Source organism: Dyella sp. SYSU CM1112, assembly GCF_058216415.1.
Map to the genome: position 1 here is coordinate 477,627 of NZ_JBZEGI010000002.1, position 24,317 is coordinate 501,943.

Annotated in this window: 27 protein-coding genes; 12 read left to right on the forward strand and 15 right to left on the reverse strand. The window is 61.1% G+C overall.

Annotation, left to right across the window (positions count from 1 at the left end; all coding sequences use genetic code 11):
* Positions 1-102: 102 nt before the first annotated feature.
* Entirely contained in the window at positions 103-999 is an 897-nt protein-coding gene (locus tag AC4HNJ_RS05150) for a polyprenyl synthetase family protein (protein ID WP_490478454.1), read from the forward strand.
* Positions 1,000-1,106: 107 nt separating this feature from the next.
* On the opposite strand, the gene AC4HNJ_RS05155 is transcribed toward AC4HNJ_RS05150, so the two are convergent.
* The 3 genes from AC4HNJ_RS05155 to AC4HNJ_RS05165 are packed head-to-tail and all read right to left on the reverse strand — an operon-like array spanning position 1,107 to position 2,889.
* Positions 1,107-1,457 (reverse strand): hypothetical protein, encoded by a 351-nt coding sequence (locus AC4HNJ_RS05155; RefSeq protein ID WP_490478455.1) that lies wholly within the window; start codon positions 1,455-1,457, stop codon positions 1,107-1,109.
* Positions 1,458-1,510: 53 nt separating this feature from the next.
* Positions 1,511-2,188 (reverse strand): dethiobiotin synthase, encoded by a 678-nt coding sequence (bioD, locus tag AC4HNJ_RS05160; protein WP_490478456.1) that lies wholly within the window; start codon positions 2,186-2,188, stop codon positions 1,511-1,513.
* Positions 2,185-2,889 (reverse strand): TMEM175 family protein, encoded by a 705-nt coding sequence (locus AC4HNJ_RS05165; protein WP_490478457.1) that lies wholly within the window; start codon positions 2,887-2,889, stop codon positions 2,185-2,187. The genes bioD and AC4HNJ_RS05165 overlap by 4 nt, the downstream gene beginning before the upstream one ends.
* A 74-nt stretch (positions 2,890-2,963) precedes the next feature.
* On the opposite strand from AC4HNJ_RS05165, the gene AC4HNJ_RS05170 reads away from it, so the two are divergent.
* Entirely contained in the window at positions 2,964-3,461 is a 498-nt protein-coding gene (locus AC4HNJ_RS05170) for a GAF domain-containing protein (protein WP_490478458.1), read from the forward strand.
* A 14-nt stretch (positions 3,462-3,475) separates the two neighbouring features.
* Here AC4HNJ_RS05170 and yihA read toward each other — a convergent pair whose 3' ends face one another.
* Positions 3,476-4,123, reverse strand: a complete 648-nt coding sequence (gene yihA, locus AC4HNJ_RS05175) for a ribosome biogenesis GTP-binding protein YihA/YsxC (RefSeq protein ID WP_490478459.1) — start codon at positions 4,121-4,123, stop codon at positions 3,476-3,478.
* Positions 4,124-4,433: 310 nt separating this feature from the next.
* Here yihA and AC4HNJ_RS05180 point away from each other — a divergent pair, with 310 nt between their 5' ends.
* The 5 genes from AC4HNJ_RS05180 to AC4HNJ_RS05200 all read left to right on the forward strand — a co-directional run bounded on the left by AC4HNJ_RS05180 (position 4,434) and on the right by AC4HNJ_RS05200 (position 8,252).
* Positions 4,434-5,252 carry a c-type cytochrome gene (locus AC4HNJ_RS05180; RefSeq protein ID WP_490478460.1) on the forward strand — a complete coding sequence of 273 codons (819 nt, stop codon included), beginning with the start codon at positions 4,434-4,436 and terminating at the stop codon, positions 5,250-5,252.
* 57 nt (positions 5,253-5,309) lie between these two features.
* Entirely contained in the window at positions 5,310-6,194 is an 885-nt protein-coding gene (locus tag AC4HNJ_RS05185) for a thiol:disulfide interchange protein DsbA/DsbL (RefSeq protein WP_490478461.1), read from the forward strand.
* Between the two features lie 19 nt (positions 6,195-6,213).
* Positions 6,214-6,876 carry a thiol:disulfide interchange protein DsbA/DsbL gene (locus AC4HNJ_RS05190; RefSeq protein WP_490478462.1) on the forward strand — a complete coding sequence of 221 codons (663 nt, stop codon included), beginning with the start codon at positions 6,214-6,216 and terminating at the stop codon, positions 6,874-6,876.
* A 213-nt stretch (positions 6,877-7,089) separates the two neighbouring features.
* Positions 7,090-7,872, forward strand: coding sequence for an endonuclease/exonuclease/phosphatase family protein (locus AC4HNJ_RS05195; RefSeq protein ID WP_490478463.1), 783 nt, complete (start codon positions 7,090-7,092; stop codon positions 7,870-7,872).
* Positions 7,869-8,252, forward strand: coding sequence for a hypothetical protein (locus AC4HNJ_RS05200; RefSeq protein WP_490478464.1), 384 nt, complete (start codon positions 7,869-7,871; stop codon positions 8,250-8,252). Before AC4HNJ_RS05195 ends, AC4HNJ_RS05200 begins: the two co-directional genes overlap by 4 nt.
* Here AC4HNJ_RS05200 and AC4HNJ_RS05205 read toward each other — a convergent pair.
* Together AC4HNJ_RS05205 and AC4HNJ_RS05210 are read right to left on the reverse strand one after the other, a co-directional pair.
* Complete coding sequence (locus AC4HNJ_RS05205) at positions 8,202-9,800, reverse strand: glycoside hydrolase family 17 protein (RefSeq protein ID WP_490478465.1); 1,599 nt, start codon at positions 9,798-9,800, stop codon at positions 8,202-8,204. The genes AC4HNJ_RS05200 and AC4HNJ_RS05205 overlap by 51 nt on opposite strands.
* A 192-nt stretch (positions 9,801-9,992) precedes the next feature.
* On the reverse strand, positions 9,993-10,250 hold the full coding sequence (locus tag AC4HNJ_RS05210) for an XAC0095 family protein (protein WP_490478466.1): 258 nt from the start codon (positions 10,248-10,250) through the stop codon (positions 9,993-9,995).
* Positions 10,251-10,799: 549 nt separating this feature from the next.
* Between AC4HNJ_RS05210 and AC4HNJ_RS05215 the strand changes: the two genes are divergently transcribed.
* From AC4HNJ_RS05215 to AC4HNJ_RS05225, 3 genes are all read left to right on the forward strand, one after another.
* The gene (locus AC4HNJ_RS05215) at positions 10,800-12,896 is read left to right on the forward strand and encodes a transglycosylase SLT domain-containing protein (RefSeq protein WP_490478467.1); all 2,097 of its coding nucleotides are present in this window, start codon (positions 10,800-10,802) and stop codon (positions 12,894-12,896) included.
* A 14-nt stretch (positions 12,897-12,910) separates the two neighbouring features.
* Positions 12,911-13,855, forward strand: a complete 945-nt coding sequence (locus AC4HNJ_RS05220; RefSeq protein WP_490478468.1) for a complex I NDUFA9 subunit family protein — start codon at positions 12,911-12,913, stop codon at positions 13,853-13,855.
* Between the two features lie 74 nt (positions 13,856-13,929).
* The gene (locus AC4HNJ_RS05225) at positions 13,930-15,153 is read left to right on the forward strand and encodes a multifunctional CCA addition/repair protein (protein ID WP_490478469.1); all 1,224 of its coding nucleotides are present in this window, start codon (positions 13,930-13,932) and stop codon (positions 15,151-15,153) included.
* A 70-nt stretch (positions 15,154-15,223) separates the two neighbouring features.
* Here the strand turns inward: AC4HNJ_RS05225 and AC4HNJ_RS05230 are convergent, their stop codons facing one another.
* From AC4HNJ_RS05230 to AC4HNJ_RS05250, 5 genes are all read right to left on the reverse strand, one after another.
* Positions 15,224-16,429, reverse strand: a complete 1,206-nt coding sequence (locus tag AC4HNJ_RS05230) for a class I SAM-dependent methyltransferase (protein WP_490478470.1) — start codon at positions 16,427-16,429, stop codon at positions 15,224-15,226.
* Between the two features lie 2 nt (positions 16,430-16,431).
* Positions 16,432-17,196: a twin-arginine translocase subunit TatC gene (gene tatC, locus AC4HNJ_RS05235; protein WP_490478471.1), complete on the reverse strand. Its 765-nt coding sequence runs from the start codon at positions 17,194-17,196 to the stop codon at positions 16,432-16,434.
* Positions 17,183-17,545: a Sec-independent protein translocase protein TatB gene (gene tatB, locus AC4HNJ_RS05240; protein ID WP_490478472.1), complete on the reverse strand. Its 363-nt coding sequence runs from the start codon at positions 17,543-17,545 to the stop codon at positions 17,183-17,185. The genes tatC and tatB overlap by 14 nt, the downstream gene beginning before the upstream one ends.
* Positions 17,546-17,548: 3 nt before the next feature.
* On the reverse strand, positions 17,549-17,794 hold the full coding sequence (gene tatA / locus AC4HNJ_RS05245) for a Sec-independent protein translocase subunit TatA (RefSeq protein ID WP_490478473.1): 246 nt from the start codon (positions 17,792-17,794) through the stop codon (positions 17,549-17,551).
* Positions 17,795-17,856: 62 nt separating this feature from the next.
* Positions 17,857-18,546, reverse strand: coding sequence for a lipid-binding SYLF domain-containing protein (locus AC4HNJ_RS05250; protein WP_490478576.1), 690 nt, complete (start codon positions 18,544-18,546; stop codon positions 17,857-17,859).
* Between the two features lie 119 nt (positions 18,547-18,665).
* Between AC4HNJ_RS05250 and hemH the strand changes: the two genes are divergently transcribed.
* Together hemH and AC4HNJ_RS05260 are read left to right on the forward strand one after the other, a co-directional pair.
* Complete coding sequence (gene hemH, locus AC4HNJ_RS05255) at positions 18,666-19,721, forward strand: ferrochelatase (protein WP_490478474.1); 1,056 nt, start codon at positions 18,666-18,668, stop codon at positions 19,719-19,721.
* Positions 19,718-20,596: an alpha/beta fold hydrolase gene (locus AC4HNJ_RS05260; RefSeq protein WP_490478475.1), complete on the forward strand. Its 879-nt coding sequence runs from the start codon at positions 19,718-19,720 to the stop codon at positions 20,594-20,596. The genes hemH and AC4HNJ_RS05260 overlap by 4 nt, the downstream gene beginning before the upstream one ends.
* Before the next feature lie 35 nt (positions 20,597-20,631).
* On the opposite strand, the gene AC4HNJ_RS05265 is transcribed toward AC4HNJ_RS05260, so the two are convergent.
* From AC4HNJ_RS05265 to AC4HNJ_RS05280, 4 genes are read right to left on the reverse strand one after another with little or no spacing between them, the layout of a single operon-like run.
* The gene (locus tag AC4HNJ_RS05265) at positions 20,632-21,807 is read right to left on the reverse strand and encodes an ABC transporter permease (protein ID WP_490478476.1); all 1,176 of its coding nucleotides are present in this window, start codon (positions 21,805-21,807) and stop codon (positions 20,632-20,634) included.
* Positions 21,804-22,538 (reverse strand): ABC transporter ATP-binding protein, encoded by a 735-nt coding sequence (locus tag AC4HNJ_RS05270; protein ID WP_490478477.1) that lies wholly within the window; start codon positions 22,536-22,538, stop codon positions 21,804-21,806. Before AC4HNJ_RS05270 ends, AC4HNJ_RS05265 begins: the two co-directional genes overlap by 4 nt.
* Positions 22,535-24,112 carry an alpha/beta fold hydrolase gene (locus AC4HNJ_RS05275; protein WP_490478478.1) on the reverse strand — a complete coding sequence of 526 codons (1,578 nt, stop codon included), beginning with the start codon at positions 24,110-24,112 and terminating at the stop codon, positions 22,535-22,537. The genes AC4HNJ_RS05270 and AC4HNJ_RS05275 overlap by 4 nt, the downstream gene beginning before the upstream one ends.
* Before the next feature lie 7 nt (positions 24,113-24,119).
* Positions 24,120-24,317 (reverse strand): helix-turn-helix transcriptional regulator, encoded by a 198-nt coding sequence (locus AC4HNJ_RS05280; protein ID WP_490478479.1) that lies wholly within the window; start codon positions 24,315-24,317, stop codon positions 24,120-24,122.

Consider the following 24,317-nt stretch of genomic DNA (forward strand, 5'->3'; position numbering starts at 1 on the left):
GCAGTACGTACCCGCGATGAACCGCCTCCAGGTCGTCAATGTTAAAGTTACGGCTCCCCGGCCTAGCCGGGTCAACACCTGTCTTCCCTGCCCGGATATCGCATGAGCCTCACTTCCCCCGAGTCGTTCGCGACCCGCGTACCGGCCTACCTGCAAAGGCTGGAGCGCGCCATAGACGCTCTTCTCCCACCTGCATCCACCGACCCCGAGCAACTTCATCGTGCTTTGCGCTATGCCTGCGAGGGCGGCAAACACCTACGCGCCCTGATGGTCTACGCCACCGGCGAAGCGCTAGGGGTTGCCCCCGCACAACTCGACCCGGCTGCCTGCGCCGTCGAATTGATTCACGCCTATTCACTGGTACACGACGATCTACCCGGCATGGATAACGACGACCTGCGCCGCGGCCGGCCGACCGTGCACAAAGCTTTTGACGAGGCTACCGCCATCCTGGTCGGTGACGCATTGCAGACACTTGCCTTTGAAGCGCTAGCGAACACCGACGCACTGAACGCCGAACAGAAAGTACGCATGATCCGCTGCCTCACGCATGCATCGGGATCGCTCGGCATGGTCGGCGGACAGGCGGTGGATATGGCGTCGGAAAATCGCAGCTTGACGATCGAACAGCTGGAATCCTTGCACGCACGCAAGACCGGCGCACTGATTCTTGCCAGCTGCCAACTCGCCGGCATTGCCGCAAACGCCACTGAATCGGCGACGCACTCACTCGAGCGTTACGGCAAGCGCATCGGTCTTGCTTTCCAGATTCAGGACGACGTGCTGGACCAGATTGCCGATACCGCCACGCTGGGCAAAACCGCCGGCAAGGACTTGGCACAGCACAAGTCCACCTTCCCTTCCTTGCTCGGACTGGATCACGCCAGGCAACGTGCCGACGCGTTGTTTGACGAAGCGCGCAATGCCGCGCGCGACGTATCAAAATCGGCGGAGGCGCTGGTATGGCTTGCCGACCACATCCAGCAACGTAATCACTGACACCCACCGCGAGTGCCACAAAAAAGGACGAGCGGTGAATACACCCTCGTCCTTTTTATTGAACAGCCATAAGCTCGATGCAGCGCTTCGCAAATCCCACGAAGCCATCAAGCCGGCCGCACGTCATGCAACTGCCACGATGCACCGATCAGCCAATTCAAACGTTGCCGCAGAATGTTCATTGGCAAATCGCTGATTACTTCCACGTCGGTATCCAGATCCACGACTTTAGCGGTGACTTGCGCGAGTTGATCCGTCATGCCCAGCCGTTCGTCCACATCATCTGGCTCGGGCTGCATTCCACGCCAACGCTGGAACAGCAGCGGGCTGCGCAGGGCTTCTTGCAACGCCGCCGCGAAATCGTTTGGGCCGGCGCCGTCATAGCTCAAGACAGGCTCGGATCCGCGCGCATGAGCGAGGTCCTTGACCTGCAGATAATAGTGGGTGCGTTTGGTCATGAGTTCTCCCTTTTTTGCTGACCGTTCTCGCCAAGGCCGTCCGCCCCGTTCCTTTAAAAAGCCAATGTCGCCTGATCGAGAACGCCAAAGGCCTGTTCCGGCGGCGTGCCATGCGGAAGGATGCCGAAACACGGCGCCCGGATGAGCGTGCACAGCGTATCGATATTCTCCCCGATAGCCGCCATCTCAGGGTCGATGCAGTTCCCAATCCATCCAATCAATCGGCATCCGTCCGCTTCGATGGCTTCGACGCTGAGCAAGGCGTGATTGAGGCAACCCAGTCGCAGCCCCACTACCAGCACGACAGGCAATGCCCACGCCTTCGCGATATCCGATGCAAACAAACCCGGCGCCAGCGGTACGCGCCAACCGCCCACACCTTCCACCACGACATGATCGTAACGGCCACATAAAGCTTGAAAAGCCGGCTGCAGCAACGGCAACGCAATTGTCACGCCCTCATGCGCGGCCGACAGATGCGGCGACAACGGTTCACGCAAGGCCACCGGGTTGATGTCCTCATAGGCGGGCGCTGGTGCACTGCTCGCCGCAAGCAAGGCCAGTGCATCGTCGTTGCGCAAGCCTTGCCCGGTATCGACGCAACCGCTAGCGACAGGTTTCATACCGCAGACCCGTCTGCCCTTTGCGCGCAGGGCGTGGATGAGTGTGCAAGCGGCGTGCGTCTTGCCGATGCCGGTGTCGGTACCGGCGATGAATATCGATTGGCTCATACTGCGTTTGTCTTGGCCCGTCTGGCCCAACGTCCCGCTATCCAATACAGCGGAGTCAGCAAGATATAGATTAATCCAGGCAGCGCGGCCCATGCTGGGGTTTCGGGGATCAGCAACGTCGCGAGCAGCGATAGGATCGCCACACATACGGAGCCCGATTGGGTGTAGAACACCTCGCGCGCCTCAATCCGATCCACATGGAGCAAATGTGTCTTGCGCAAACCATGCCGATAAAGGCACGCAAGACATCCCGCCAGGCAAGCATACGCAAGCCCGTAGCAAAGATAGAGCGACTTCACTTCGTGCACGCTGTCGATGGTGGGCGCACCCGACAACTCTCTATGCGCAATGGCCTCGTAGAATGAACTGAACATCGCCTGGAACAACAGGTTGAGCGGATAAACGAAGATCAGGGCGAAGAACACCAAGGTCAGGCTGAGCATCATGCTGGTCGTATCGTGCAGCCGGAAGCGGTCACGCCAACGCACATGTCGGTGCCAGAAGATCAGCAGTGTGGCGAAACTGCAGGCAAAAGCCGGGATCCGGTCCAGGTCCAGCAAGAGATCATGCAAGCTATGCGGCACTTCGGCGCCCGCGATGGCCAACACGCTTACCGCAAAAGCAAAGGCCGCGTCGATGAAACCGTCCAACCGGTGCGCCTCAATCCGCCCGCCATGCGCAGTATCATGCGTCTCGCTCATGCTCTGTTCCCCTTGTGCCCGGGTAGCAGGCGACCCATCTTTGGCCCAGTCTGCAGCAATCGAGACCGTCCGTCATGTTTGAAATCAAAAGCGGCCAAAGCGCCAGCAAGCGCGAGCAGTACGAGGATCTGATCGAGCAGGCTCGCGGCATGCTCGCCAGCGAACCCAGTCTCATCGCCAACGCCGCCAATTTTGCTGCACTGGTGTATCACACGCTGCCTGATTTCAACTGGGCGGGGTTTTATTTCTATGACGGCCAGGAACTGGTCGTAGGTCCGTTCCAAGGCAAGCCTGCCTGCATTCGCATCGCCCTCGGCAGAGGCGTATGCGGTACTGCGGCGCAAACGCGCGAAACTCAGGTGATACGCGACGTCAACAGCTTCGACGGCCACATTGCGTGCGACGCTGCATCCCAGTCCGAAATCGTGGTGCCGCTGGTGAAGGCCGATGGCACCTTGCTCGGCGTATGGGACGTGGACAGCCCTTCAATCAGCCGCTTCGACGAAGAAGATCGCGCAGGCATGCAAGCGCTGTGCGACGTGTTCATGGATGCCGTCAACGCACAGCCCTGAGGCCATCGCGTTATCTATCCACCCATCGATCGCGTCGGTGCGTCCAACAGGCGCATCACTGCGACGCGTGCTTCCTCCACGCCCGTACCATCCGCCGCCGAAAACACCTGGGCCGTCATTGGAACGTTCGCCTCGAATTGCCTGCGCAGCGCCGCCAACGCCTGATTCGCCTGATTGCGCGACAGCTTGTCCGCCTTGGTCATTAGCATGTGGCAAGGCAGCGATGTAGCCACGCAGAAATCCAGCATCATCTGATCGAATTCCTTGAGAGGATGGCGGATGTCGACAATCAGCACGACACCGCGCAAGCTGCGGCGCACGTGCAAATAGGCATCGATTTCACGACGCCAATGATCGCGCAGGGCTTCGGGCACTTTGGCGTAGCCGTAGCCGGGCAGATCGATCAGGCGCGTCTTCTCCTGGTGCGACGTTTCACCGCGCACGATCGCGGGTAGCGAGAATGCCACCATCTGCTGTGTGCGCCCCGGTGTCTTCGACGTCCGCGCCAATCCTCTATGGCCGGTCAACGCATTCAAGGCGCTGGACTTGCCTGCATTGGAACGGCCGGCAAACGCGACCTCGGCGCCTTCGTCGGCGGGCAACTGATCGATGCGATGAGCGGCGAGCACAAACTGCGCACCTTGCAAGGGATTGGCTGGCATAGATTTATTCAAGGCATCGGTTCTCAATCAGGTAAAGCGCAAGATCACCCCACAGCAGGACGGCGCGACGATGAAAAGAGGCCGCGTGCACCCACATAACCAACCTTCGACGAGAAGATCCAACCCATGATGCATGTGCACAAGCCATCGAGCAGACTCGCGCATCGCCCTCTCGCCGCTCCACGACACGCGTCGCGCTTGGTTTGACCGGTTAGTATGCCGTAGGGATAATCTCGAGATTCTGCCAGTCACGGTACGCTGAGGGTGCGTACCGTACATCCAAATAGCAGTAATTCCTGGAGGCAAGTGTATGAGTTTTCGGCTCGCCGGCTCCCGGCCCGCTGTTGTGAATGCAGTAGCCTTGATTCTTGCTCTCTCTGCTGGCGCCGTCTTTGCGCAGAACGCTGGCAGTCATGCCTCGGCGAAAACCCCAGCTCAGCCCGCAGCCGCCGCCTCGGCGCCAAAGCCCGCACCGGCGGCCAGCGCTCCGGCCACCGTCGCGCCAACCGCAGCGCCCCAGGACGAAACGGCATCCATGCTCAAACCGGGAGATGCCACGGCCGGACAGGCGAAGGCTGCCGCTTGCGGCGCCTGCCACGGCATCGATGGCAATTCCACCGATCCGCAATATCCGAAGCTGGCTGGCCAGCAGGCTTCATACATCGTGCATCAATTGCACAACTTCAAATCCGGCGCGCGCCAGAACGCCATCATGCTGGGCATGGCTACGCCGCTGTCGGACCAGGACATGCGAGATATCGCAGCCTACTTCGCCAGCAAGAAGCCGCTACCCGGCGTGGCCGATCAGGCGTTGGTCGAGCAAGGCCAGAAGCTCTATCGCGAAGGCGATCCGCAGCGCGGCATTCCTGCCTGCATGGCTTGCCATAGCATCGACGGCCGCGGCAATCCAGGAGCGATGTACCCCGAGCTCACCAGCCAGCATGCCCAATATGTGGAAGCCAAATTGAAGGACTTCCACAACGGCGTGGCATGGGGAAGTTCACCGCACGCGCAAATCATGCCGCTCATTGCCAAGAACCTCGATCCGCAGGATATCGCGGCGCTGGCCAGCTATATTGAGGGGCTGCACGCCGCCGACCCAGTCGCGACCGCTTCGGCGGCCCCGTAACTTCTGCGTGGCGACGTTGTCCAAGGCTTTTCCGTTTTCCCCATCCTGAGGCCAGCCATGCTGAAGCGTTTGTCCTTTCTCTGTGCCGCGTTGATCGCGCTTTCCGCCTGTAGCCACAACAACGCGCCCGGCACTGCCCCGCAGCCCACGCCGGCCCAGACATCGACATCCGCGCCAGCGACACCGGCCACGGCCGCCACACCGGCAGCGGCGGCAACCGCCACCGCACCGGCCAGTGCCGCCACATCCAGCACCTCCACGCCCGCCCCTGCCGCCACGACCGCACAGAAGCAGCCTTCCGCTCCGGCTGAGCCCTTCGTGGATAACGGCAAATGGGTCGAAGGCAAGAATTATTTCTTGATCCAGCCACAGCAGCCCACCAGCAATCCCGACAAGATCGTGGTGACCGAGGCGTTCTCCTTCGCCTGCCCAGCTTGTAACGCCTTCCACACCACGGCGGATCAACTGGCGGAAAGCCTGCCCTCCAATGCCGAGATGACCTATCTGCCGGTCTCGTTCCGTCCCGACGAAAACTTCCCGCTGTTCCAGCGCGCGTATTTCGCCGCCAAGGCGATGGGCGTGGCGGACAAGACCTATGACGCCATGTTCGACGCGGTCTGGAAGAGCGGCGAGCTCGCTTCCGATGACCTCACCACGGGACGTCCGAAGCCGCAGTCCGCATGGCCGACGATCGAGGACATCGCCAAGTTCTACGCTAAATACGGCGTGGATCCGAAGCAATTCGTCGCCGTGGCCAACTCTTTCAGCGTCAACACGCAAATGAAACGCGCCGACGATATGGTGAAGGCCTATGGCGTCGACGCCACGCCGACGATCATCGTCAACGGCAAATACCGTTTCACGCCGGGGGACGCGGGCGGATACGCCCAGTCGATCGAGCTGACCAAGTGGCTCGTCGCCAAGGAAGCCGCCGGCAAATAAGCCAGAACGTAGGAAGATCATGTACAAGACCGCCCGATTCCGTCTCACCGCCCTGCTGTGTGGTTTGCTGCTGACCACCGCATGCAGTGCCGCCAGTCCCGATGCATCCGCCAAGGCCCCGTTTACCAACGGCAACCAATACATAACCCTGCCCGCGCCGTATCACCGCGACAGCAATGCCGGCAAGGTCGAAGTGGTTGAAGTGTTCTCTTACGCCTGCATTCATTGCGCGGAATTCGCGCCCTACGCCGATGAGTTGCGCAAGTCGCTGCCGCCGGGCGTGGATTTCAAGCTGGTGCCGGCACCGTTCAATGACAGCTGGGTGCCGTTCGCCCGCGCCTACTACGCCGCCAAGAAACTGGGACTGGTGCAACAGACGCACGATGTGCTTTTCCAGGCCAAGTTCCGCGACCAGTACCCGATCAATTCCATGAGTGAAATCGCGGACTTCTATGCCGCACACGGCGCGAACCGCGATGAATTCCTGAAGATCGCCAACTCGCCGGAAGTGGACGCGCAGATCAAGAAAGATCTTGCCCTGATCCAGAGCTGGGGCGTCGACGGGACGCCGACCATCGTCGTCGATGGCAAATACCGCAGCGCCAACATCAGCACGTTCCCGCAGCTGGTCGACCTGACGAAATGGCTGGTGCAGCAAGAGCTGCACGCAAAGAACAAGTAATCAAGCCGGTGATGCGGCTGATGACGGCCGCATCACCGAACACGCAGGAAAGTTGGCCAAGTCTTCGTGGTTTTGTGGGTGTGGTTCGCGCTTGCGCCGGGGTTCTCGACATAAGGCGCACAACGCAAGCGCAACACTTTTCCCGAGTTTTGCGGGCATCATGCCTGCCTTCCGGACTCCGTCAGCCCTCCCAACGCGTGTAACGTCCGTCTCATGACCCGTGCCCCTGCCAAGCATCAACGGCTGCGTCTTCTGAGCTGCAACATCCTGGCGGGGGCCAGCGTGCAGAAGTATCGGCAATACGTCACCCGCAGCATCAACGCGATGCTGCCTGGACGCAGCAAGCTCGATAATCTTGACCGCCTCGCCGAGTTGCTGCCGCAATTCGATGTGATCGGCCTGCAGGAAGCAGATGCCGGGAGCCTGCGTTCGGGCTTTCTCAATCAGACCCGCTATCTCGCCGAAACATCCGGCATGCCGTTCTGGAGCCACCAGCCCAACCGGCCGCTCGCCCAGATTTCGCACACGGCCAATGGACTGATCTGTCGCCTTGAACCACGCGCCGTGATCGATTACCCGTTGCCCAGCCGCATCCCCGGCCGCGGCGCCTTGATGGCGCGCTTCGGTGACGACGCCGACGGGCTGGTAGTGATGGTTGCGCATCTATCACTCAGCGCGCAGGCGCGCGCAAAACAACTCGGTTTCATCGCCGAGGTGTTGCAGGATCATCCGCATGCGGTACTGATGGGCGACCTCAACACCGATGCACACAGCCCCGAAATGCGCCATCTCTTCGCGCGCTGCAGCCTGCAACCGCCGGTACAGCCGGTGCCCACGTTTCCGAGCTGGAAGCCGCGGCGAGCGCTCGATCACATCCTGGTTTCATCGGATGTGCAGATCGAGAAAATCTGGACGTTGCCACAGGCATTCTCCGATCATCTTGCCCTCGCCGCCGAAATCCAGCTCCCCTCCACTTCTGTCAAAAAGCACCCATGACCGTCAAGCGCCTGATTCCCGTCCTTCTGCCATGGTTGCTGATCATCGTGGTCGGATTGCTGTCAGCATGGCTGCGCTATAGCTTCATCGAGCCGCCAGCCCTCGCGCATCGCTGCGACGACGGCAATATTCCCGCATGGTGCGGTCTGCGCCATTGGCTGGTAATCGGCTTCAACAGCTACAGCTACGGTGTGGCGGCCATCGCTGCCACGGTGTTAGCGCTGTTCCTCAAGAAGCCTGCAGTAGCGTGGCTTGCCGCGGCGCTTGGCCTGTTCGCCGTCACGCTGTACTGCTATTACGCAGGCGCCGCGGCGCTGCTCATTGGCTGCTTACGCCTGCTGCGATTGCAAGCGAATCGCATGGCGACGCCAACTCGCTAGCACGGGCGCCGCGATCGCTACATTCATGGCCAGCCATAGCCACGCTACCTTGTTCATGCCCATCTCCTGCACGACGGGTACGACGCCAAGCAAGAGACCGGCGCAGGCGAGAAAGCGCTGTTCCGCCGATGGCATCGATGCATGGCGCCACAGCAAGCCAAGCACGCCATAGGCGACACACGGCAACGCGAACAGCCCCATCGGAAAGTCGAGATAGCGGCCATCGAAGGCCATCAGGATGTCGTACAGCACCAGCCCGAAGAGCGCCCCGAAACACCACCAGGCCCTCGGCTCGCTGTGCTCTTCAGCATGCGCCAGATACGCGGCGATGCGTCGCGCCAACACGGCGGCGAGAGCCACCGCACCGACCAGGCAGGCTGAAGACAGCGTCCATTCCCAGACCCACGCACAGGCAAACGTCATTTGCCGAAACTGCCAGGCTGCCGATGTACCGGCTGCGATGCCCGCCGATACCAGGGCGAGCCAACCGTTCACGCGATGCCAGCGCCGTCGCCAACCGCCGACTGCCGCAAACAACGCCGCGCCTGCCGCCCCCGCCAGCCATCCAAGCCACCAGTGCGGGTCTTCGGTCACCGGGCCGAGCATGGGAAATTTTGGCCGCGCCCAGGAATCGAAGATGCCCCAGTAGCCACCGACCGTGCCCTCCTGTGCGCGCTTCCAGGGTTGATCGAAGGCTTCGATCACGTTGTACGGCATATGCACGGACGCCGCATAACGCAGGAAAGAGCGCAGATACAAGGCTTCGTCCACCAGGCTCGGCTCGGCCGCGCGTCGCAAGCGTCCCGCGCTGGGCCAGCCGGTTTCCCCGATCATGATCTGCTTACCAGGGAACGCGTGCTGCATCCGCGCGTAGACGCTCTCCACATGACGAACCGCATCGGCAGCGGGAACCGGATCGTTTTCCCAATACGGCAGAATGTGGATGGTCACGAAATCCACCACATCCGCCATCTGCGGATAGCGCAGCCAGTACTCCCACACGTCCGCATAGGAAACCGGAATCGTCGACGGCACCGCCGCGCGCACGCGGCGGATGTATTCGGCCAGGCGCTTGGGCGACAAGTCGCCGCGCAGCAATACTTCATTGCCGACGATGATGCCGCGGATCGCCTTAGGATGCGCCTTCGCCGTCGCGATGCCCTGCTCGATCTCCTTCTCGTTGCTTTTCGCGACCACGCCGAGCCAGATGCCCATCAACACCTGCATGTGATAGCGCTCAGCAATCGCCGGCACAGCGGCAAGTCCATTGCCCTGCGAATACGTCCGCACACAATCGACACGCTGCGACAGCGCACGCAGGTCTTCGTCGATCTGCGCTGGCGTGATGGTGAAGTGCGGGTTGTACGGTGTTTCGCCAGGTTTGCGGAACGGTGCGTAGGACACGCAGGCGATGCGCGCAGAAGGCGCATCAGGCAGATTGACCGGCCGCCCGATATTCCACCACCAGGTCAAGCCGGCCAGCGTCGCGAGTATCAACGCCAGCCAGGCAAGTCCGTAATGGGCGGCGTGTTTGGGCGGTGACGGCATTGCAGATCCCGTAAGCGATACGGCGGAAATGGGCAAGCTTAGCAGGCCGTGGGAATGCCTTTCGCCGGTTTGCTCACCCGCCCCGAAAAGCGCAGGTGAGCGAACGCCACGGCGCTCCCTGTTTCTTACCGCCCAGCGTTGGGACTACGACGTCACGCGTCGGTTCACCGTGAACGTCCCTTGGCCAACCCTTCAACGAGGTTGGAAATCGGTGTCTTGCGACCTCACCTCCACCAACACCCCTTCCACCTGCAGCGCAAGCCGCTCGAAACAATCGCCAAGCAGAGAGCGCCGTATTTCCAGAAGGCGACTCTCTTCCTCTTCTGTTTCGACCAGGGTGAGCGCGCGTAAAAAGAACAGCTGTTCGCGCAAGTCCTGCAATTTCACATGGCCGTCTTCAGACAACCGGTAGGGATACGACTCAAAAGGGAAAGGAGAAAAAGTGCTCATTGATCACTCCATCATCAGGCCACGCCGCGCCTTGCACGCGACGTGGTGGGCACAGGGCCGAAACCCTGCATCGTTGTCAGAATTCGCTGATGACGAAACTGACTACGTGCCCGCAAAAGCCTGAGGCCATGCAAGCAGCATGGCAGTGAAGCGCTTCAGAGTTGGCACGTGAGGGACGCACAGATGCGCGAGTGCCGTATGATCAGGCGTAGCCATATCAACTTCCTGTTTAGGTTGGTTTGGTTAGCGGACCGTGTGGGGTCCTACGCCCATGCGGTCCGCGCTTCACTACATACGTCGGGCGTGTTGCGATACCCACAGCAGAGGCCACGCCCGACGTACAGAACATCCCATGCCATACCCGCTGTCGTCTGTCAGGCTTTGACCGATACTGCGTGTAGGAATTAGTCGCGGAACGTGGACTGCGGACGGCAACCCGTCCAGCCCACTTCCGTTCATCCACTGAATGATCAATTCAGCAACCAGCACAGAGCCGCTGAAAACCTCAATTAAACTTCGCAGACCACGCTTGTTGGATTCGGAGTTGCCATGGCCTCGCACGTCGTAACGCGTTTCGGCCGCCGCCTGTTGATGATCGTCACCGGCTGGATGCTGGTGGGAACAGTCGCTGCGCAAACAGATGCATCCACCCTCGCGACGCAGCGCGCCGCTTTCAAACAGGCGTATGTCGCCGCCAGCCAGGGTGGTGACCGCTGGCGCGCCCTGGCGCAGGGTTTACGGCATTACCCGCTGTATCCCTACTTGCAGGCCGCTTCGCTGGAGCACGACATTCAGCAGGTGAATCGACCCACGGTCGAGGCTTATCTGCGGCAATACCCGGACCTGATCCCGGCCAACGACCTGCGCCGCCATTTCCTGCAGGAGCTGGCGCGACGCCAGGACTGGACCGATTTCGTGGCGATGTATCAGCCGGGCCTGGGCAGCCCACTCGCCTGTGATGCCTTGCAGGCGCAGCTGGCCGGTGGCGCCCGGCTGGATTTCGATCGTGACCTCGCCCCGCTGTGGACGCAGCCATCGCTTCCCTCCGCCTGCGATCCAGTGCTGCAGGCCGCTTCCGACCAGGGCCTGCTGACACCGGCGCGCGTGTGGGCGCGCATTAACACCGCTGTGAATGCCGGCAAAGGGGACACCGTCAGCGATATGGTGCAATGGCTGCCTTCCGCCGACCGGCCCGACGCACAGAACCTGGCGCTGGCCCTCAGCGATCCCGCCGGGGCCGTGCTGGCAGCGAAACAATGGCCCGATACCGCCCCTTCGCGCGAAGCGGCCACGCTTGCGCTCGTCCGCCTGGCGCGCCGTCAATCGGATATGGCCGACACGGCCTGGCAAACACTGCAAAGCCAGTTCCACTTCACGCCGGAACAACGCGATCGCGTGCTGAACGCGTTAGCCGTCTTCCACGCGACAGATTTCGACAGCGAAGCATTGACCAGGCTGATCGACCTTCCCGCCGCCGCGCAAACGCCGGTAAGCCGCGAATGGCGCGTGCGCGTGGCGCTGGCTCAGGAAAACTGGTCCCAAGTGCTCGCCGCCATCGATGCCATGCCGGCGCAACAACAGCAGGAAGACGAATGGCAGTATTTTCGCGCACGCGCATTGAATGAGCTGGGGCGCTCCGACGATGCGAAACGCGCGTATGCGAATCTTGCCGACCAATCCAGCTACTTCGGTTACCTCGCCGCCGATGAACAGGATGTGCCGTACGCGCTGTGCAGCTCGTCACTCGCTGCCAATGCGCAAGACCAGCAAGCGGTGCTGGCGATACCCGGCATCCAGCGCGCCTTCGAATTTTTTGCCGTAGGCATGCTCAGGCAAGCGCGACGCGAATGGAATCAGGCGTTGGCCAATGCAGACGCGACGACGATGCAGCAAGCTGTCATCCTCGCCAACCAACGCGGCTGGTACGACCGCGCCATCTTCGCTTTCAATCACGGCGATGCGTTGAGCTATTACACACTTCGCTTTCCACTTGCCCGCCCGTATGGCCTCGCCGCGCAAGCCAGGCAGGCAGGCATCGATCCCTCCTGGGCATATGGCATTTTGCGGGTCGAGAGCGCGTGGATGACAGATGCCCAATCGGGCGCCGATGCACGCGGGTTGATGCAATTGCTGCCCGACACCGCTGCGCAAGTCGCACGCCGTAACGGCCTGCCCTGGCACGGCGGAAATAGCTTGTACGATCCTGACGTCAACATCGAACTCGGCACCCGCTACCTGGCACAGATGGCAGAACGTTTCGATGGATCGCCGTGGCTCACCAGCGCCGCCTATAACGCCGGCGCTGCCCGCGTGCGTCAATGGCTGGATGCACGGGGAACGTTGCCGCCCGACTTGTTCGTCGCAACCATTCCCTTCAAGGAAACGCGCGAATATGTCGCGCGTGCGATGTATTACAGCGTCATCTACGACTGGCGCCTGCATGGCACCGCTGCACCGATGTCGACCCGCATGCCACCCATCGGGCAGCCGTATAGTCCCGTGGATCCACCGAACACGCACAAGACCCTCACCTGCCCTGCGCCGATCGAGACGGCGGCCACCACGCCGGCACCTGCCTCTTCCACCGTTTCTTCGCACCAAGCATCGTCGCCCCACACCACAGGCATCAAGGAAAAGGCGCACTAGCGGAGAGTTTCGTCATGACCATCCAGCGCATCGTCGTACTCGGAGGAACCGGCTTCGTCGGCAGCTATCTCGTGCCTCGCCTGGTCGCGGATGGACATCAGCTCACGCTGCTTTCCCGCAACCGCGAGCAGCGTCGCGCGCTGGCCGTCTTGCCGAATGTCGCGATCCGCAGCGCGGACGTCTACGACGACGCTGTATTGCGCCGTCACTGCGAGGGTGCTGATACCGTCATCAACCTCATCGGCATTCTCAACAACAGCGGGCGCCACACGTTCCAGCGGGCACATGTGGAACTGACCCAGCGATTGATCGGCGTCTGCAAAACCACCGGGGTGACGCGCCTGCACCAGATGAGTTCGCTGAAAGCAGGCCAGGGCCTGTCGCAATATCTAAAGACACGGGGCGAAGCGGAAACACGGGTGAAAGCATCGTCGTTGACCTGGACGATCTACCAGCCCAGCGTGATCTTCGGACCCGGCGATGGGCTGGTGACGCGCTTCGCCGCCCTGCTCCGGCGCACGCCGGTGTTGCCGCTGGCACGCGCATCATCGCGGCTTGCGCCCACCTACGTAGGCGATGTCACGGAAGCGATTGCGCGTTGCGTCGCCAACGACAAGCTGTCTGCATACCGTTCGTTTGAACTGTATGGCCCGGAAGTACTGACGCTGGGCGAGATCGTGCACGCGATTCGCGATGCCGCCGAACTGCACACACGTATCCTCGCCTTGCCCGACAGTCTTGGCCGCATGCAGGCTCACATTGCCGGCCTACTGCCTGGAAAGCCTTTTTCGACGGACAACTTTCTTTCCTTGCGCACGGATTCAGTCGGCAAGGTGGACGGCTACGCCACGCTCGGCATCGCACCGCACTCCTTCACCACCTCGCTGTCGCAACTGGTGCAAGGATTACCACGCCAACGGCGGCTCAATGTGGCGAGACAGACCTTTCGCCATCATTGAAGCGCTATACGAATCCGCTTTGCTCCGGCGGGCACTGAACAAGCTTTAGCGGCCGGCATGGCACAATGAATGCCATGCGCATATTTCTGGTCGGCGGCGCGGTCCGCGATAAATTATTGGGACGCCCCGTGATCGACCGCGATCACGTAGTGGTCGGTGCGCAACCGGAACAGATGCTTGCACTGGGCTATCGCCCTGTCGGCCGGGATTTTCCGGTTTTCCTGCATCCTGAAACCGGCGAGGAATATGCGCTGGCACGCACCGAACGCAAAACCGGTCGCGGCTATCACGGTTTCGCTTTCCAGGCCGACCCCGAGGTGACGCTGGAACAAGACCTCGCCCGGCGCGACCTCACCATCAACGCCATCGCCGAAGACGAACAGGGCACGCTGGTCGACCCTTACGGCGGCGTGCGCGACCTGGAACAGCGCGTGCTGCGGCATGTGTCGCCCGCCTTCGTGGAAGACCCGGTACGTTTGCTGCGCGTGGCGCGTTTCGCCGCACGCTTTGCACCGCTCGGTTTCACCGTCGCCGAAGAGACCATGGCATTGCTACAGCAAATGGTTCGTGAGGGCGAAGTCGATCATCTCGTACCCGAACGTGTGTGGGCAGAAACCCGCAAAGCGCTGAGCGAAGCACAGCCGTCTGCCTTCCTGCATGTCCTGCGCGAAGCAGATGCCCTGGCCGTACTGTTCCCGGAAATCGACGCTTTATACGGCGTGCCGCAACGCGCGGAATTTCACCCTGAGATCGACACCGGCGTGCATCAGGAAATGGTGCTGGACATGGCTGCCAAGTTGGCGCCTGGCAACGATCTGGTCGGATTCTGCGCGCTGACTCACGATCTGGGCAAAGCGCTCACGCCGAAGGACGAACTGCCGCGTCATGTCGGACATGAACATCGCGGCGTCAAGCCACTGCGTGCTTTAGCGGCACGCCTGAAAGTTCCCACCGACTATGCCGAACTCGCGGAACTGGTTTGCCGCGAACATCTCAACGCCCATCGCGCCTTCGAACTGAAACCTGCCACGGTGCTGAAGCTGCTGATCGCACTCGATGCACTACGCCGGCCCGAACGGCTTCATACTTTTCTTATCGCTTGCACAGCCGACAAACGCGGGCGCCTCGGTCACGAGCAGGATGACTATCCGCAAGCAGCCTGGCTAAGCCGTGCACGCGAGGCCGCTGCGTCCATCACCTCCGCGCCCTTCGTGGCGCAAGGCCTGCAGGGTCCGGCCATTGGGGCCGCGATGGAAAAAGCGCGCGTGCAAGCCATAGCCAACATAAAGCCTGCTTGATCCTTAGCAGAATGTGGGCAACAACGGCTTCCCGCTTTCGTGGGAATGACGAACAAAGCCGGACGATTCATTACAGACGTTTGCCTTGATCCGCCGCAAGCAGCTCCGCGGGCAACGGCAAAGGCGAAAGCCCTCGTGCCAACACCATGGCCTGGAAACGTTCGCCCATCTGGTCCGGCAGCGTGAGCTTTTTCACCTGCTGCGCCAAACGGTGGCGTGCCACGTCATCCGAAGCTTGCTCATAAGCGTGCTCAAAAACGTCCTGCAAACCGGCGGCAATCAGAAATTGTGCCTGCGGAAGGTAGGCCGCCACGCCAAATCCGGCGCTATGGCCGGCTTCAGCCAGGGCAGTGAAATCCACCGATGCGGTAAGGTCGTTCAAGCCAGGCAGATGCAGCGGATCGTTGTGCGCGCGATGGCGATAGTGGGCCATCAAGGTGCCGTCCTGCCGTTCCGGTAGATAGAACTCACGCCGCACGTAACCGTAATCGATAAAGAGCATCAGCCCCGCATCGAGAGTCGCGGCAATGGCCTGAATCCAGTACGGCAACTGCGGCAGGATTTCCGAGCGATACCCTTCTTCGAAGGAACGGCCAAGATCCCGTTCCACCTGCCGCACGGCGCCAGTCACGAGCACATCCGTCGGACGGTCCACGCGCAGCAGACGACCTTCGCCATCCAAGGCGACATGCTCTTCGTAGACCTCACCTTGGCGAATCACGAATCGCGTGGTGGGCAATGCATCGATCACTTCGTTGGCAAACAACACGCCGCGCCAATGCTCCTCCGGCGGACGATCGATCCACTGCACGCGGCGCATCACATCCGGCGAGAGCACCGCCGCCAACCGCTGACGCTGCCGCTCACGCAAATCGGCACTGGGCTCGAGGATCAAATAACGGCGCGGCAATCGATTGGCTTTCGAAAACGCCGTGATGGCAGCTTCGGCAAAGGCACCACTGCCACCGCCCAATTCGAGGAACTCCGCCTCCTCACCCAGCATTCGCATGACCGGTTCGACCGCGCGTACCACGCAGCGCGCAAACAGATCACCCAACTCCGGCGCAGTGACGAAGTCGCCCGCCTCGCCGAACTTGGTTTTCCCGGCGCTGTAATAGCCCAGGCCAGGCGCGTACAGGCAGCGTTCCATGTATTGCGAAAACGGCAGCGGCCCTTGCGTAGCGATCATGTCGCGCAGGTGCTGCAGCAAGCGCTCCGAATGGGCGAGCTCATCGGCAGCAGGCTCGGGAAGACGGGAAGATTTAAGCGGATTCATCATCAGTGCGAAGGGGCTTCAGATACATTCGGCTTGAGCAACCAACGCACCGCGAACACACCCAATTCGTAAAGCAGGCACATCGGAACAGCAAGCATGATCATCGATGTGATATCAGGCGGCGTCACCACCGCCGCGATGGCGAACGCACCAACCATGGCATAGCGACGCCCCTTGCGCAGCTTGTCGAGATCGACGATGCCGACTGCCGCCAGTATCACGACCGCAACCGGTACTTCGAAACACAGGCCGAAGGCGAAGAACATCAGCATCACGAAATCGAGGTAGTGCGTGATGTCCGTCATCATTTCCACGCCTTGCGGCGTGACGGCGGTGAGGAAGCGGAAGGCCGCTGGCAAGACCAGGAAATAGGCAAACGCACAGCCGGTATAGAACAACGCGAGCGCGGCGATCAGCAGAGGCCGCGCCAGCCGCTTTTCGTGCTTGTACAAGCCGGGGCTGACAAACGCCCACAGCTGATAAAGGATTACCGGCATGCTGATGAACAACGCGGCGTAGAACGCCAACTTCAGCGGCGTGATGAAAGGGCTGGCGACTTCCGTCGCGATGAGGTGAGCGCCGTGCGGAAGACGCGATACCAGCGGCGCCGCGAGCCACGCATACAAACGGTTCGCGAAAGGAACCAGCACGGCCAGGACGACAGCCAGTGCCAGGACCGCCTTGATCAGTCGCGAACGCAGTTCAATCAGATGCGAAAACAGACCCTGCTGCAGGTCGAAATCGGGTTCAGGCTCAGGAGCCGCCATGGGGTGCTTCCTCCGGCGTGGTGATCTGGCCGGATGTGTGTTGCAGGTCCGTCACGCTGTCGTGTATTTCGGTGGTGGTCGCCGCCACGTGCTCGCGTGTCTCGCGCGCCGCCTTGTTCATATCCGCTTGCAGGGCCTCGGCACGCGCCGCCGCTTCACGCGCAGTGCGCTTGAGCTCCTCGATTTCCAGCTCACGCTCGACTTCCGCGCGGACGCTTTCCCATCCCATGCGCAAGCGGCGCACCAGGGCGCCGGCGGTGCGTGCGGCGTGTGGCAGCTTTTCGGGGCCCAGCACGATCAGGGCGACCAGCGCCAGCAACACCAACTTGCCGAGGCTGATCTCGATCATGGCTTACTTCGATTCGTTGGCGTCGCGCTGCTGGCTGGTCGTGTTGCCGGTGACCGGTGCCTCCGGATCGGCCTGCAGCTTTTCCTGCGCCTTGCGCTTTTCTTCCTCTTCATCGCCATGCATGGCTTTCTTGAAGCCGCGCACGGCATTGCCGAGGTCGGAGCCGACCCGTGTCAATTTACCGGTACCGAATACCAACAGGATGATGACGAGCAGGATCGCCCAATGCCAAATACTGTCCAAACCCATGAGAACCTCGTGGCGGAGTTCGCCGTCTGCGCCCGCGCAGATGCAGGCGCCGGCATTCCGTATCAGCGTGCAGTGTACTCCTCAAGCGCATCGCGAAAGCGCACGACCGGTGCCGGAACGTTGCTTACGCCGCCTTCGAAAATGCGCCGTGGCGTGATACCCGCCCCGTAGACCTGGGCGTTGGCGTCGTAATCGATCTTCAGCACCGAGCCATCCAGCGCCACCCCGGCGAATAGCCCCCTGGCGCGCGAATACGAATAGATTTCCGCCTTCAGCTGCTGATCGGTCGCTGCCGATGCGGTACGGCCCACCGGGCCAGCCGCCGCAGAGGCGTCCGCGCCGATCGTGAACTTGCCGTTGACAATGGAGTCCACGCCGCGCTGCGTGCGAAAGACCAGGATCACATCGGTCTTGGACACGCCGATCTGAAAACCTACACTGCCGCCCCCGAAGCTGATGAAGCTGGGATTGGACCAGCTACCGTTCGGCATCTTCACCGAAATCAGGCCCTCGCCGCGGCGGCCACCAAACACAAAGCCCACCTTGAGCACGTCCGGGATCACGGCGATGGCCCTGGCGTCCCGCAACAGATCCGTGGGAATGGACTTGTCCGGCGCCTGCTCGATTTCATTGAGCACACGCACCGCGTTCTGCGCGCGCGCCAGCGGGGAATCGTCATCGGCATGCGCAGCGGCGATGGGCAGCAACAGCGCAAAGGCGATCAGCGAAAGGCGACGCAATGCTTTGAACATAGGTAGCTCCAGTTGATTCTGAAAGTCGATCATGCACCCTGGCTAATCATACCGGCGCGATGCGCAATGCCATATGGCAGACTGCGCCTGCTATTCAGACAAACGAGTTCTGAGCCACCATGCCTCACAGCCCCTATATCGGCCTAGGCGGCCAATCTTATGAGCAACCGGGACGCGCCGGCGTATTGCTGGTGAATCTCGGCACCCCGGATGCGCCGACCGCACGTGCCCTGCGCCCCTATCTGGCCGAGTTCCTGGGCGACCCACGGGTGATCGAGTATCCCCGCTGGCTGTGGTGGCTGATCCTGCATGGCGTCATCCTGCGCATCCGACCGGCCAGGTCGGCGCATGCCTATGCGCGCGTCTGGACAGCCGAGGGCTCACCGCTGCGCAGCGGCTCGGAAAAACTCGCCAGCAAGCTGCAGACTCGCCTGGGCAACATGGCGCGCGGCCCCGTGCAAGTCGCTTTGGCCATGCGTTACGGCGAACCTTCCGTGCGCGCGCAAATCCAGCAGATGCAGCGCGAAGGCGTACGGCGACTGTTGATTCTGCCGTTGTATCCGCAATACTCGGCCACCTCATCGGGTTCGGTGATCGACGCTGTCGCGGACACGCTTAAACAGCTGCGCTGGCCGCCGGAACTGCGCATCGTCAACGATTACCACGACGACCCTGCCCATATCGAAGCGCTGGCTGTCTCGATCGAACGCTGGTGGGCCACAAACGGGCGGGGCGACAAATTGCTGCTGTCGTTCCACGGCATTCCGCAACGTTACGTGGCTGCGGGAGATCCGTATTTTCATCAATGCCACGCCACCGCACGCTTGCTACGCACGCGGTTGGGTCTGGATGAATCGCGGCTCGCAGTGAGTTTCCAGTCACGCGTGGGACGCGAACCCTGGCTGCTGCCCTACACCGACGAGACGGTAAAACGCCTGGCAAGCGAAGGCATCAAACGGCTCGATGTCGCCTGCCCCGGCTTTGCCGTGGATTGCCTGGAAACCCTGGAAGAAATCGCCATGCAGAACCGTGATTTTTTCTTGGAATCCGGTGGCGAGTCCCTGCGCTACATCCCTGCACTCAATGACAGTGAAGACCAGGTTGCGAGTCTTTCCGCATTGATCTTTCGCCATACACAGGGCTGGCCGGAGTTTTCTACGAGTCAGGCACGATGAACGCGCCGACCCATTCGAGGGCGCCAAGCGAACAACGTATCGCGCTTTCTCCGCACCTCTCGCTTACCGCCCTGATCTGGGGTGAACCGGACGCCCCGCCACTGCTGGCCCTGCATGGTTGGCTGGACAATGCCGGCAGCTTCGCCTTTCTGGCGCCGAGACTGGCCGAACATTTTCGGCTGATTGCACTGGAACTGCCTGGCCACGGGCATTCCAGCCATTTGCCGGCCGGCATCAGCTACCACTATGTCGACTACGTCAGCGCCGTGCTGAGCGCCGCCGACGCACTGGAACTGGAACGCTACAGCCTGCTTGGCCACTCACTCGGCGCGGGCATTGCTTCGCTGGCCGCAGCCGCTACACCGCAACGCATGGATCGGCTCTACCTTATCGAAGGGCTGGGGCCGCTCGGCGATGATGGATCGGAGACCTTGCAACGGTTTCGCAAGGCGTTTGCCGGGAATTCGGGTAGCGGCAAATCGATGCGTATTTTTGAAAGCATTGAACAAGCGATCAGTGCGCGCACCATGGCCAGTGGATTGCGTGCGGACTTGGCCCACCCCATTGTCGAGCGGGGACTCAAGGCAGTAGACGGCGGATACCGCTGGCGCAGCGATCCACGCTTGACGCGTCCGAGTGCCGTACGTCTGGCCGAAGGTCAGATCCGTGCATTGCTCAGCGGCATTGACGCACCCACGGCGTTATTACTGGCTCAGCCCACCACGCCGTATCTGCCCGATACCCTGATGAGCGCGCGTGCTGCGCTTGTACCCCGCATAGCGGTCACGTCCATGCGAGGCGGACATCATCTTCATCTGGAACACCCCGACGCGGTAGCTGCATGGCTTGTCGCGCATGCAACCTCCGCTTCATGAAATGCACCCATACATGCGTTTAGAAACGGCGTGGCTCAGACTGAAATAGCCAGGCGCTCCGAGCGATACACCCAAGCGGTAATCAACGTCACCAAGATAGCAACCACCAGGCCCGACACGACGCAGTTCGCGATCTGCACCATGCTCAGCGCATTGCCGCGCAAGAGTTCCGTAATGCCCACCTGCTGACCCAGCAGCGGAATGTCGTACATCCAGGCGGCGACTTTGACAGGTGCCACGCTCAACAGGATGGAAGGCAACGCGGGTACCAGCATCAACACCGACAGATAGGTCTGTGCTTCGCGATAACTCTTCGCAAAGGCTGCCACCAGCGTCTGCAGGGATGCCAGGAGCATGATCAAAGGCAGCATGATCAACAGCACCTGCAAGGCAAACGACATACCCAGGTCGAGCGTCATGCCCATGCGATCGGCGGGAATAAGCCGGCCGCACACGCCAAACGCCACCACGCTGATCAGCAGGCTGGTCAGCGAGAAAACGCAGATCGCACCCAGCTTGCCCAGCAAAATGGTCCAGCGCGGCACCGGATTGGCAAAAAGCGGCTCCAGCGACTGCCGCTCGCGTTCACCCGCGGTGAGGTCGATAGCCAGATACATGCCGCCCATGAAGATCGTGAGCACGAAGAAATACGGCATGATCGAAAACAATTGTCCCGCGCGCGATTGCGGTGTCGATTGATCACGGTCGTCCACGGAAACCGGAGCCATCATGGTTGGCGCAAGACCACGCGCCACCAGGCGCATGGCCCCTTCATGGCGGCTATAGGTTGCGAGCATGCGCCGTACGCGATCGACGGAGCTGCCCGCGTCCCGCACGGATGAGTCATAGATCAACTCGACCTGGGCAGTCTGGCCGTTGCGCCAGGATTTGCCGAAGTCTTTCGGAATACGCAACACCACGTCCGTATCGCGATCACGCACCGCCGCTTCCGCATCGGCAATGGCCGGCTGCGGATCGAGCCCTTGCTGCTTGAGCGCGTCGATCATGTTGGGCGCGTACTGCGCACCGATCACCGGTACCTGGATAGGTTGATCGGCTTTGTTCAATTCGCGCGTGAGCACGGTATTCATGATCAACACGAAGATGATCGGCCCAATCAAGGGACCGAAGATCAAGGCACTGGTCAACGTGCGCCGGTCGCGCAAATTTTCTTTCACTTCCTTGAGGAAGACGGTCAAGGTTGTGTTCATGCCGCCAACCCCTCGTCGCTGCCGATGATCTTCACGAAGGCATCCTCCAGGTTTGCTTCGCCGGTCTGCGCGCGCAAGGCATCCGGTGTCTCATCGGCAACCACCCGTCCATGTGCAATCACCACGATGCGATCGCACAATGCCGCCACTTCTTGCATGATGTGGCTGGAGAACAGCACGCAACGGCCCTCGTTCCGCAACTGGCGCATGAACTGCCGCAGCCCACGCGTCGCCATGACGTCCAGGCCATTGGTCGGTTCGTCGAGAATCACGTTCCTGGGATCGTGCACCAGCGCTCGCGCAATCGCCGTCTTAACGCGTTGTCCTTGTGAGAAGCCTTCGGTGCGGCGATCGGCAATGTCAGCCATATCGAGCGCATCGATGAGCTGCTCTCGGCGTGCACGCATCGTCGCTTCATCCAAGCCTTGCAGTTTCGCGAAGTAGTCAATGTTCTCGCGTGCGGTCAGGCGCTTGTATAGGCCACGTGCATCGGGCAACACGCCCAACTGCCGGCGCACGGCTTGCGCATCGGTCGCGGCATCCATGCCATCGACCAGCACTTGCCCTTGATCAGGTGCCATCAGCGTATAGAGCATGCGAAGCGTGGTGGTCTTGCCGGCACCATTCGGTCCCAGCAATCCTGTGATCTGCCCGTCCCTGGCCGTAAAGCTCACTCCATCCACGGCTTTCAGCTCACCGAAATGCTTGTGCAGATTCTTCACTTCGATCATGGCGAAGCTCCGTTGAAGTCGATGAACGCAGGCGTGTCACCCAGCTTGTCCAGGCACGTTGCGTCCAGCTGTTTGGGATCGGGGTGATCGATGAATTTGCCGAGCAATTGCGGCATGCAGCCGCGACCAAGGAGCGAATGCCCCTGCCCCTTGAAAATCAGCTGCCGCGCATCCGTCAGCCCGGGAAGAATCTGCTTGCCATAGGATGGCGGCGTGACCGGATCGAATTCACCTGACAGAAGAAGCATGGGCTTGTCGCTCTTCAGCGGTGCATGAAAATCTGCAGGGCGCGCGCCGTGCGGCCATACATCGCATTGCGCCTTGATGGCATCAATCAGGTGATTGCCAAGAATCGTGTTCTGGTCTTGCGGACGAGGATGCAACAGGTCCGCATCCTCGCTGCAAATCACACTCATCGACATGCCGTTGTTCATATCGCCGCTCAAGTCGCCATTGAGCAGTTTGGCCTGCCCAAGCAGAGGACCCACATCGCCGTGCGCCGCAGCGTTGATCGACAAGGGCAGCAAGGCAGCCGTTTCTGGCTGATACGCAAACATGCGCACCACGCTGGCGAGGGAGAACTCCGTCAATGGACGGACTACGGTCTGGTACGTCTCTGGATCACGAAAACTTACCGTGTGGGGATTCGCTCGCAATGCATCGCGCAGTTGATAGAGCGTCTGCATCGAATCGCCGAAGTGTTGCTTGCAGTCGGCCACCGCCGTGCATTGTGCGAAATCCAGCTTGAGCGCGTTATCCAGGTTCTGTGCAAAATCTTCACCCAGCACCACCTGGTTGGGCACGACGGAATCGAGCACGACGCTCCGTACACTGCCGGGATAACGCCTGACATATTGCTGTGCCATGCGGGTGCCGTAGGAGACCCCGACCAGATCCAGCATCGGCGAGCCGAGTGCTTTGCGCACATCCTCCAGATCCTGCACCGCAATGGTGGTGGTGTAAAAACGCGGATCGGCCTTTTGTTCCACTTCGGCAAGACATGCCGCCACGTCCTTGCGAACCTTGTCCAGGTCGAACGTCAAGGCATTCTCGTCGGCATGCTCCTCTGCGTTCTTGCAGCTCAACGGATGGGAGCCGCCGGTACCGCGCTGATCGAGCAGCAACACGTCGCGATGCTTGAGCACGTCGGCAAAGGCCGGTGCTTCAAGCACCCACGATTCGGTGGCCGCTTCGCCGGGACCGCCTGCGAGCAATACGGCCATGTCGGATTTGGGCACCTGTGCATCGCTGCGTGCGATCGCCAGCTTCAAGGCAATGCGTCGGCTATGCGGGTCGTCGCGGTTTTCTGGCACCTCGAAGCTCGTGCACCATGCCTCGGTCGTCGCGCCGCTGCCCGGTCGCCCAAGCTCGCACGATTTGAAGGTAAGCGATCCGCGGTGCCAGGTACGTACCGTTTTGGGTAGCTGCTTGGTTTCGATAGGTGCGGCGAGGGACGTGACGTCGGTCCTGGCAGTAGCGGGCTTTTCCCTGGCTCGCCAATGTTGATAGACCAGGGCGCCGATAACGGCGAGGGCAACGATGACGCGCCATGCTGTTCTTGCCTTCAAGGCCATGCCGGCTTCACTCCTCTTCGGGCACAAAGATCAATTCAATCGCCATGCCGAACAGGCGCGCGATCTTGAACGCCAGCGGCAGGCTGGGATCGTACTTTCCTGTCTCGATGGCGTTGATGGTTTGCCGTGATACATCCAGTTTTTGCGCAAGGTCGGCTTGCGACCAGCCACGCTCTCCGCGCAACTCTCGGACATGGTTATTCAT

Excerpts from the sequence above, each read along its gene's own strand:
- AC4HNJ_RS05225 (WP_490478469.1), top strand. The coding sequence starts at position 13,930 with ATGCGCATATTTCTGGTCGGCGGCGCGGTCCGCGATAAATTATTGGGA.
- AC4HNJ_RS05260 (WP_490478475.1), top strand. The coding sequence starts at position 19,718 with ATGAACGCGCCGACCCATTCGAGGGCGCCAAGCGAACAACGTATCGCG.
- AC4HNJ_RS05270 (WP_490478477.1), bottom strand. The coding sequence starts at position 22,538 with ATGATCGAAGTGAAGAATCTGCACAAGCATTTCGGTGAGCTGAAAGCC.
- AC4HNJ_RS05165 (WP_490478457.1), bottom strand. The coding sequence starts at position 2,889 with ATGAGCGAGACGCATGATACTGCGCATGGCGGGCGGATTGAGGCGCAC.
- AC4HNJ_RS05150 (WP_490478454.1), top strand. The coding sequence starts at position 103 with ATGAGCCTCACTTCCCCCGAGTCGTTCGCGACCCGCGTACCGGCCTAC.
- AC4HNJ_RS05155 (WP_490478455.1), bottom strand. The coding sequence starts at position 1,457 with ATGACCAAACGCACCCACTATTATCTGCAGGTCAAGGACCTCGCTCAT.
- AC4HNJ_RS05190 (WP_490478462.1), top strand. The coding sequence starts at position 6,214 with ATGTACAAGACCGCCCGATTCCGTCTCACCGCCCTGCTGTGTGGTTTG.
- AC4HNJ_RS05185 (WP_490478461.1), top strand. The coding sequence starts at position 5,310 with ATGCTGAAGCGTTTGTCCTTTCTCTGTGCCGCGTTGATCGCGCTTTCC.
- AC4HNJ_RS05250 (WP_490478576.1), bottom strand. The coding sequence starts at position 18,546 with ATGTTCAAAGCATTGCGTCGCCTTTCGCTGATCGCCTTTGCGCTGTTG.
- AC4HNJ_RS05230 (WP_490478470.1), bottom strand. The coding sequence starts at position 16,429 with ATGAATCCGCTTAAATCTTCCCGTCTTCCCGAGCCTGCTGCCGATGAG.
- AC4HNJ_RS05210 (WP_490478466.1), bottom strand. The coding sequence starts at position 10,250 with ATGAGCACTTTTTCTCCTTTCCCTTTTGAGTCGTATCCCTACCGGTTG.
- AC4HNJ_RS05280 (WP_490478479.1), bottom strand. The coding sequence starts at position 24,317 with ATGAATAACCATGTCCGAGAGTTGCGCGGAGAGCGTGGCTGGTCGCAA.
- AC4HNJ_RS05275 (WP_490478478.1), bottom strand. The coding sequence starts at position 24,112 with ATGGCCTTGAAGGCAAGAACAGCATGGCGCGTCATCGTTGCCCTCGCC.
- tatB (WP_490478472.1), bottom strand. The coding sequence starts at position 17,545 with ATGATCGAGATCAGCCTCGGCAAGTTGGTGTTGCTGGCGCTGGTCGCC.
- bioD (WP_490478456.1), bottom strand. The coding sequence starts at position 2,188 with ATGAGCCAATCGATATTCATCGCCGGTACCGACACCGGCATCGGCAAG.
- AC4HNJ_RS05220 (WP_490478468.1), top strand. The coding sequence starts at position 12,911 with ATGACCATCCAGCGCATCGTCGTACTCGGAGGAACCGGCTTCGTCGGC.
- AC4HNJ_RS05170 (WP_490478458.1), top strand. The coding sequence starts at position 2,964 with ATGTTTGAAATCAAAAGCGGCCAAAGCGCCAGCAAGCGCGAGCAGTAC.
- yihA (WP_490478459.1), bottom strand. The coding sequence starts at position 4,123 with ATGCCAGCCAATCCCTTGCAAGGTGCGCAGTTTGTGCTCGCCGCTCAT.
- tatC (WP_490478471.1), bottom strand. The coding sequence starts at position 17,196 with ATGGCGGCTCCTGAGCCTGAACCCGATTTCGACCTGCAGCAGGGTCTG.
- AC4HNJ_RS05195 (WP_490478463.1), top strand. The coding sequence starts at position 7,090 with ATGACCCGTGCCCCTGCCAAGCATCAACGGCTGCGTCTTCTGAGCTGC.
- AC4HNJ_RS05200 (WP_490478464.1), top strand. The coding sequence starts at position 7,869 with ATGACCGTCAAGCGCCTGATTCCCGTCCTTCTGCCATGGTTGCTGATC.
- AC4HNJ_RS05215 (WP_490478467.1), top strand. The coding sequence starts at position 10,800 with ATGGCCTCGCACGTCGTAACGCGTTTCGGCCGCCGCCTGTTGATGATC.
- tatA (WP_490478473.1), bottom strand. The coding sequence starts at position 17,794 with ATGGGTTTGGACAGTATTTGGCATTGGGCGATCCTGCTCGTCATCATC.
- AC4HNJ_RS05180 (WP_490478460.1), top strand. The coding sequence starts at position 4,434 with ATGAGTTTTCGGCTCGCCGGCTCCCGGCCCGCTGTTGTGAATGCAGTA.
- hemH (WP_490478474.1), top strand. The coding sequence starts at position 18,666 with ATGCCTCACAGCCCCTATATCGGCCTAGGCGGCCAATCTTATGAGCAA.
- AC4HNJ_RS05265 (WP_490478476.1), bottom strand. The coding sequence starts at position 21,807 with ATGAACACAACCTTGACCGTCTTCCTCAAGGAAGTGAAAGAAAATTTG.
- AC4HNJ_RS05205 (WP_490478465.1), bottom strand. The coding sequence starts at position 9,800 with ATGCCGTCACCGCCCAAACACGCCGCCCATTACGGACTTGCCTGGCTG.